This window comes from Cellulomonas pasadenensis (assembly GCF_047229365.1).
Lineage (GTDB): Bacteria > Actinomycetota > Actinomycetes > Actinomycetales > Cellulomonadaceae > Cellulomonas.
Genome location: NZ_JBFTEP010000197.1, coordinates 1 through 4,650 on the forward strand (window position 1 = coordinate 1; position 4,650 = coordinate 4,650).

3 protein-coding genes are annotated in these 4,650 nt (G+C 73.7%); 2 read left to right on the plus strand and 1 reads right to left on the minus strand.

Annotated elements, in window-relative coordinates:
* Positions 1-385 precede the first annotated feature (385 nt).
* Together AB6N23_RS17315 and AB6N23_RS17320 are read left to right on the plus strand one after the other, a co-directional pair.
* On the plus strand, positions 386-1,603 hold the full coding sequence (locus AB6N23_RS17315; protein WP_412867214.1) for an NADP-dependent isocitrate dehydrogenase: 1,218 nt from the start codon (positions 386-388) through the stop codon (positions 1,601-1,603).
* 223 nt (positions 1,604-1,826) lie between these two features.
* Positions 1,827-2,819, plus strand: a complete 993-nt coding sequence (locus AB6N23_RS17320; RefSeq protein ID WP_412867215.1) for a malate dehydrogenase — start codon at positions 1,827-1,829, stop codon at positions 2,817-2,819.
* Between the two features lie 83 nt (positions 2,820-2,902).
* Here AB6N23_RS17320 and AB6N23_RS17325 read toward each other — a convergent pair whose 3' ends face one another.
* Positions 2,903-4,255 carry an alkaline phosphatase gene (locus AB6N23_RS17325; protein ID WP_412867216.1) on the minus strand — a complete coding sequence of 451 codons (1,353 nt, stop codon included), beginning with the start codon at positions 4,253-4,255 and terminating at the stop codon, positions 2,903-2,905.
* Positions 4,256-4,650 lie beyond the last annotated feature (395 nt).

Below are 4,650 nucleotides of genomic sequence, written 5' to 3' on the forward strand. Positions count from 1 at the left end.
TCGGCGAGCATCGACGGGATCGACGCGCCGGGGGCGGCGGGGACCGGCGTGCCGGCCGCGGCGGCGGGCACCGGCGCGTCGGCGGACGGGGTCGTGCCCTCGGGCTGCGAGGTGCCCTCGGGGAGGTCAGGCTTCTGCTGGGACATGTCGGTCCTGTCGGCTCGGGGTGACGGTGCCGCCGCCGACGTCCCGTCCGCACCGGACGTGGCGGGCGCGCTGATCGGCGGCACGCGGATCGTGTGCGCGGGCCAGCATGCCAGTCCCGGCCCGCGGCGGCACCCGCCCGGACGGGTTCACGACGTCCGGTTCGTCCCCCCGGCCCAGGTCTCTCGACGTCGAGTAACCTGGCTCCGACATCCCCGGCACACCCAGAGGCAGGACTCGCATGGCGAAGATCAAGGTCGTCGGCCCGGTCGTCGAGCTCGACGGCGACGAGATGACGCGCATCATCTGGCAGTTCATCAAGGACCGCCTGATCCACCCGTACCTCGACATCGACCTGCGCTACTACGACCTGTCGATCCAGAACCGCGACGCGACCGACGACCAGGTCACCATCGACGCCGCCCACGCCATCAAGGAGCACGGCGTCGGCGTCAAGTGCGCGACGATCACGCCGGACGAGGCGCGCGTCGAGGAGTTCGGCCTGAAGAAGATGTGGGTCTCGCCGAACGGCACGATCCGCAACATCCTCGGCGGTGTGGTCTTCCGCGAGCCGATCATCATCAGCAACATCCCGCGGCTGGTGCCGGGCTGGAACAAGCCGATCATCATCGGCCGTCACGCCCACGGCGACCAGTACAAGTCGACGAACTTCAAGGTGCCCGGCGCCGGGAAGATCACGATGACGTTCGAGCCGGCCGACGGCTCGGAGCCGCAGCAGTTCGAGGTCGTGACGATGCCCGAGGCGGGCGGCGTGGCGATGGGCATGTACAACTTCAACGAGTCGATCCGCGACTTCGCGCGCGCCTCGTTCGCGTACGGCCTGCAGCGCGGCTACCCCGTGTACCTGTCGACGAAGAACACGATCCTCAAGGCGTACGACGGCGCGTTCAAGGACATCTTCCAGGAGGTGTTCGACGCCGAGTACAAGGACCAGTTCGACGCGGCGGGCCTCACCTACGAGCACCGCCTGATCGACGACATGGTCGCCGCCGCGATGAAGTGGGAGGGCGGCTACGTCTGGGCGTGCAAGAACTACGACGGCGACGTGCAGTCCGACACCGTCGCGCAGGGCTTCGGCTCGCTGGGCCTCATGACCTCGGTCCTCATGACCCCGGACGGCACGACGGTCGAGGCGGAGGCCGCGCACGGCACCGTCACGCGCCACTACCGCCAGCACCAGCAGGGCAAGCCGACGTCGACGAACCCGATCGCGTCGATCTTCGCCTGGACCGGCGGGCTCAAGCACCGCGGCAAGCTGGACGGCACGCCCGAGGTCACGCAGTTCGCGGAGACGCTCGAGAAGGTCGTCGTCGAGACCGTCGAGAGCGGCAAGATGACGAAGGACCTCGCCTCGCTCGTCGGGCCCGACCAGGCCTGGCTGACGACCGAGGAGTTCCTCGCCGCGCTCGACGAGAACCTCGCCGCGCGCCTGGCCTGACCGGCCCCGCAGCACACCGACGGCGCCCCTCCCACGGGAGGGGCGCCGTCGCCGTCTGCGGTCAGGGGGTGCGTGCGAGGTCGTGGGACCCGTGCGAGGTCGCGGGCTGCGACCCGCGACCTCGGCACGGACCCGCGACCTCGCACGTGCTCGGGTAGGTTCGGCAGGGCGCGGACCTCGCGGCGCGCGCCCGCCCGTCGGCCGACCGAAGGAGCTCCCCACCGTGTCCGTCACCTCGCCCGCCGTCGTCACCGTGACCGGCGCCGCCGGCCAGATCGGCTACGCGCTCCTCTTCCGCATCGCCTCCGGCCAGCTGCTCGGCCCGGACACGCCCGTGCGCCTGCGCATGCTCGAGATCCCGCCGGCCGTGAAGGCGGCCGAGGGCGTCGCGATGGAGCTCGACGACTGCGCGTTCCCGCTGCTCGACGGCATCGACATCACCGACGACGCCACGGCGGCGTTCGACGGCGTCAACGTCGCCCTGCTGGTCGGGGCGCGCCCGCGCACCGCCGGCATGGAGCGCGGCGACCTGCTCAGCGCCAACGGCGGCATCTTCGGCCCGCAGGGTGCGGCGATCAACGCGGGGGCGGCCGACGACGTGCGCGTCCTCGTGGTGGGCAACCCGGCCAACACGAACGCCTACATCGCGTCCGCGCACGCGCCGGACGTGCCGAAGGACCGGTTCACCGCGATGACGCGCCTGGACCACAACCGCGCGCTCGCGCAGCTGCGGCACCGCACCGGCGCGGCGATCGACGACATCCGCCGCGTCACGATCTGGGGCAACCACTCGGCGACCCAGTACCCCGACCTCACGCAGGCGACGATCGGCGGGCGTCCCGCGCTCGACGTGGTCGACGACCAGGCGTGGGTGCAGGACACGTTCATCCCGACGGTCGCCAAGCGCGGCGCCGCGATCATCGAGGCACGCGGCGCGTCGTCGGCGGCGTCGGCCGCGAACGCGGCCGTCGACCACGTGCACACCTGGGTGCACGGCACGCCCGAGGGCGACTGGACGTCGGCCGGCGTCGTCTCGACCGGCGAGTACGGCGTGCCGGAGGGCCTCGTGTCCTCGTTCCCGGTGACGGCGTCCGGCGGCGCGTTCACGGTGGTGCCGGACCTCGAGATCGACGAGTTCTCGCGCGCGCGCATCGACGCCTCGGTCGCGGAGCTGGTCGAGGAGCGCGAGGCGGTGCGGTCGCTCGGGCTCGTCTGACCCAGGGCTCGCCCGACCCGCGCGGCCCGTGGCGCCGGCGCCACGGTGCGCCGGTGCCGCCCGCGCGTCGGGTGGGCGGCCGGTCAGCGCCGTCCGCGCATCGCGTCCCGCAGCACGACGAACACGTCGGTGTTGTCCTGCACGCGGGCGAGCCGCTCAGCGCCCGGTCCCTCGGCGGTCAGGGGCGTCGAGGCGCCGGTGTGCCCGCTCGTGGTCCAGTCGACCGTGAACTGCAGGTCGCTGCCGGCGACGTCGAACGGCCCGTCCTCGAGGCTCTGCAGCACCTCGGGCGAGGTGCTCGCCGGGTCGCCGGACTCGTCGTCCGGGTCGACGTTCTCGATGGCGAGGCCGCCGGTCTCGTGGTCGCCCACGACGACCACGAGCGTGCCGCGGTGGCGCGCCGCGAAGTCGCGGACCACGGCGACGGTCTCGTCGAACGCCTGCCCGGCCTGCAGGGTGCGCGCGGCGTTGTTGTTGTGCGCGAACTCGTCGATCGCCTCCTCCTCGACGAGCAGGAAGAACCCGTGCCGGTCGCGGGAGAGCACGTCGAGGGCCGTGCCCGTCATGGTCGCGAGCGGGACGGTGGGCGCGTACTCGTCGCCCTGCCCCTCGGGCGCCTGCTCGAACATCTCCTCGTTGGCGAACAGGCCGAGCACGCGCTCCGCGCGGGTGGCGGCGAGCTCGTCGGCGGTGGTCACGTAGTCGTAGCCCAGCGCCTCGGCCCGCTCCACGAGGTTCCCGTGCCGGCTCCGGCTCACCTCCGGCCGGGGGTCGGCCGGGTCGTCCGGGAACGCACCCTCGTCGCCCTCCGGGTACCACCAGTCCTCGCCTCCGCCGAGGATCACGTCGGGCCGGGTGTCGTCGAGGTACTGGCGGGCGATCTCGCTCTGGTCGGCCCGGTCGGGCACGTGCGCGCCGAACGCCGCGGGCGTCGCGTCCGTGACCTGCGCGGTCGTCACGAGCCCGGTCGCCTTGCGCAGCCGCCGGGCGTGCTCGAGCAGCGTCGGGACCGGGGTGCCGGCGACGTCGACCGAGACCGCGCCGTTGTAGGTGCGCACGCCGGTGGCGAAGGCGGTCGCGCCCGCCGCGGAGTCCGTGACGGCCTCCTCGGGGTCGGCCGAGTCGGTGTGCGTCCAGCCCGCGTACCGCAGGGAGTCCATGGCGAGCTCGCCGTCCTGCCCGACCGTGGCGAGCCGGATCGCGTCGCGTGCGGCGATGCTCAGCCCGTCGCCGACCAGCAGGACGACGTTGCGCGCGGACCCGCCGGGCCACCCGTGCCCGCGTGCGAGCTCGTCGGCCGCCGGCGCGCCCCCGGCCCCGTCGTCCGTGCGCCCGTCGCCCGTGAGCGCGTCGCCCGCCAGGCCGCTGCCCACGAGCGCGAGCGCGAGCGCCCCGCCGGCCAGCAGCCGTCCCCCTCGTCCGTCCTGCACGCGCATGTGCCGCCCCCTCCGTCGTCGAACTCCGTCGTTCACCCTGACGTCGGCCGGGCCCCACGGGGTCCGCTGCGCCCATGCTGGGCGCGGCGGCCGGTGCGGCACAAGGGTGCGGTGCGGCGCCGTCCGCGCGCCGAGACGGTCCGTCTCGTCCGGCTCGACGGCTTTGCCGGAATCCCTTGCTGAAACTTGATGCAACGGATTACGGTCGCGGGACAGCCCACCTCCGGCACGACGTCGTGCCGTGACGAAGGAGTCCCGATGGTCGGCGTCCCCGCGCGTCCTGGCTCGTCCCTGCCCACCCGCCGCCACGGTGCGGCGCCCGACCCGACCCGGCTCCGCCGCCGCGTCCCGGCCGCCGTCACCGCGCTCGCGGTCGCCGCCGCCGGCGCCGTGGC